General features: G+C 70.4%; 3 protein-coding genes and 1 pseudogene. All 4 read left to right on the forward strand.

What is annotated here, in order from left to right; genetic code table 11:
- Positions 1-305 (forward strand): annotated as a pseudogene (locus G6018_RS12060) (hypothetical protein); the annotation flags it as partial.
- Positions 302-715 (forward strand): DUF6802 family protein, encoded by a 414-nt coding sequence (locus G6018_RS12065; RefSeq protein WP_182609868.1) that lies wholly within the window; start codon positions 302-304, stop codon positions 713-715. The pseudogene G6018_RS12060 and the gene G6018_RS12065, both read left to right, overlap by 4 nt.
- A 113-nt stretch (positions 716-828) precedes the next feature.
- Positions 829-2,655, forward strand: a complete 1,827-nt coding sequence (locus G6018_RS12070; RefSeq protein WP_179523600.1) for a phosphoenolpyruvate carboxykinase (GTP) — start codon at positions 829-831, stop codon at positions 2,653-2,655.
- A gap of 171 nt (positions 2,656-2,826) precedes the next feature.
- Positions 2,827-3,165: hypothetical protein (locus tag G6018_RS12075; protein WP_182617417.1), on the forward strand; the 339-nt coding region annotated here is incomplete at its 3' end.

The following is a 3,165-nucleotide window of genomic DNA, read 5'->3' on the forward strand; positions in this document are numbered from 1 at the left end:
TCAGGCGGACCCAGACGCTGCGGTCCCACACGTCCGCCGTCGTGACCGAACGTCTGGGCGCCCTGCGCTCGGAGGTCGAACAGTCCCTCGGCGCCAGGATCCTGGCCGCGGAGGCCACCATCACCGACGGCTTCGCCCATGACCCGGGCCCCCGGGTCGGCGACCTCGAACGCCGTATCCGCCGGTCACGGCTCACGGGGAGGGCACCCGCCCCCACCCCGACCACCGCGTCCGCGGCTACTGTTGCGGGGCCCGCAGGCACTCCCCCGCCCGCCCTCGCCACCCCAGGGAGCCCCTCGACATGACCGACCCCTTCCCCGGTTCCGAACCGTCCGACTTCAGTGCCAGGCCCGACGTGTGCGGCCTCGACGGCGCCCCGCTCGCCGAGGCCTCGTCCCTGGGTCTGCACGTCCCGGTCGGTGACGGCGTCCTCGATCTCGGCTCACCCGAGGCGGATCTCGACGGCGACGGCTTCATGGAGGCCGTCACCCGGGGGGACGGCCGGGGGCTCACCGTCTACACGGACGTCGACGGCGACGGGACGGTCGACCACGTCTCGACGGTCCGGTTCGACGGCAGCTACGACTCCTGGCGCCTGGCCAATCCCGCGGAGGGGGTCCCGTTCGGGGGCTTCACCAACGAGGCCCGTGCCGGGTCCCCCGAATCGTCGCCGGCCCCGGCCCGGTGGGAACGCATCGACCACGGCCACATCTGAAAAGTTGAGGCATTGCTCACGTCGGGGCCACGATCGGGGCCCGGAAGGCGGCGGGACCATCGGGTTGACGATAGTGTGTGATCGATACCATGCACCGTGTACGAGGAGCTGTGATGACCACCACCACCATTCCCGGCCTCGAGGGTCAGGCGCCAACCGATCACGCGGAGATGCTCGCGTGGATCGCCGAGGTCGCCGAACTGACCCAGCCGGACCGGGTCGTCTTCGCCGACGGCTCCGACGAGGAGTGGGACCGCCTCACGACGGAACTGGTGGAGCACGGCACCTTCGTGAAACTCGACGAGTCCAAGAAGCCCAACTCGTTCCTCGCCCAGTCCGACCCCAAGGACGTCGCGCGGGTCGAGTCGCGGACGTTCATCTGCTCGGAGACCGCGGAGGGCGCCGGCCCCACCAACAACTGGCGGGACCCGGCCGAGATGCGCGGCCACATGACCGAGCTGTTCCGCGGCAGCATGCGTGGTCGCACGATGTACGTCGTGCCCTACTGCATGGGCCCCCTGGAGGCCGAGGACCCCAAGCTCGGCATCGAGCTCTCCGACTCCGCCTACGTCGTGGTGTCCATGAAGATCATGACCCGCATGGGCACCGCCGCGCTGGAGAAGATCGGCTCCGACGGCGCGTACGTCAAGGGCCTGCACACCGTGGGCGCCCCGCTCGAGCCCGGCCAGGAGGACGTCTCGTGGCCGTGTAACGAGGAGAAGTACATCACCCACTTCCCGGAGAGCCGGGAGATCTGGTCCTTCGGATCCGGGTACGGCGGCAACGCGCTGCTGGGCAAGAAGTGCTTCGCGCTGCGGATCGCCTCCGCCATGGCCCGCGACGAGGGCTGGATGGCCGAGCACATGCTCATCCTCAAGCTCATCTCCCCGGAGGACAAGGTCTACTTCATCGCCGCGGCCTTCCCGTCCGCGTGCGGCAAGACCAACCTCGCGATGCTGCAGCCGACCATCGAGGGCTGGCGCGCGGAGGTCGTGGGAGACGACATCGCCTGGATGCGCTTCGGCGAGGACGGCCGGCTCTACGCCGTCAACCCGGAGTACGGCTTCTTCGGCGTCGCGCCCGGCACCAACTACTCGTCCAACCCCAACGCCATGAAGACGCTGGAGGCGGGCAACTCCATCTACACCAACGTCGCCCTCACGGACGACGGCGACGTGTGGTGGGAGGACCTGGAGGGGACCCCGGACCACCTGATCGACTGGCTGGGCAACGACTGGACGCCCGTGGGCGACGGCGGGGCCGGCAACGCCGCCCACCCCAACTCCCGCTACTGCGTGCCGATCGACCAGTGCCCGGTCACGGCCGCGGAGTTCAACTCCCCCGAGGGCGTGCCGATCTCGGCCATCCTGTTCGGCGGTCGCCGCGCGGACACCGTGCCGCTGGTGAGCGAGGCCCACTCGTGGAACCACGGCGTCTACATCGGTGCCACCCTCTCCTCCGGCCAGACCGCGGCCGCGGAGGGCCAGGTCGGCGCGGTCCGCCGCGACCCGATGGCCATGCTGCCCTTCATCGGCTACAACGTCGGTGACTACTTCCAGCACTGGGTGGACATGGGCGCCCGCGGTGGCGACAAGATGCCCAAGGTCTTCCTGGTCAACTGGTTCCGCAAGGGCGCGGACGGTCGCTTCCTCTGGCCCGGGTTCGGCGAGAACAGCCGGGTCCTCAAGTGGGTCGTGGACCGCATCGAGGGCCGGGTCGAGGCGGACGAGACCGTCGCGGGCTTCACCGCCCGAGCCTCGGACATCGACCTCACCGGCCTCGACACCCCCCTCAAGGACGTCGAGGAGGCACTGGCCATCGACCCCGAGGAGTGGCGCCGCGAGCTCCCGCTCATCACCGAGTGGCTGGAGTTCTGCGGACCCAAGGTCCCGGCCGAGGTGCACGAGCAGTTCGCCGCCCTCAAGGAGCGCCTGGGCTGAGACCTGCGGGACGAGAACGGAAGTCCCGGAGACGGATCCGCGAACGGGCCGCACCCACACCGGGTGCGGCCCGTTCGCGTTCCGTGTGACCGAACCCTCTTTCCAAGATCCCCATTCGGTGGGACAGTGGTTGCGTCATCAATACACTGAGCGCATGTGTGGAGGAGTGGCATGAGGGTCGCCGCTGCCGGACTCATCGCCCTCCCGGTTCTCGTGGGAGGGCTCGGGCTCGCGGCGGCGGTCGTCGTCCTCGGCTCCCCGGAGGCCACCGCACCTAGCGCGGACGAGGTGGCCGAGGAGGTCGCCGCTCCGGGGTCGGGGGGACCGGTCACCCGCGACGGCACCGACATCGAGGGGTCGAGACCGCACCTGACGGTGCGCTCGGGGATGCCTTCGCTCATGCTCGCCGGGACGATCCCGGGGTTCCTCGCCCTCCTCCCGGCCTCGGCGGGCCCCCTGCCCACCCTGACCCCCTTCGGGGACGCCACCGCAGGGGCCGGCGGGCCCGCC

Origin of the sequence: Dietzia sp. DQ11-44 (assembly GCF_014145205.1) — a bacterium.
GTDB lineage: Bacteria > Actinomycetota > Actinomycetes > Mycobacteriales > Mycobacteriaceae > Dietzia > Dietzia natronolimnaea.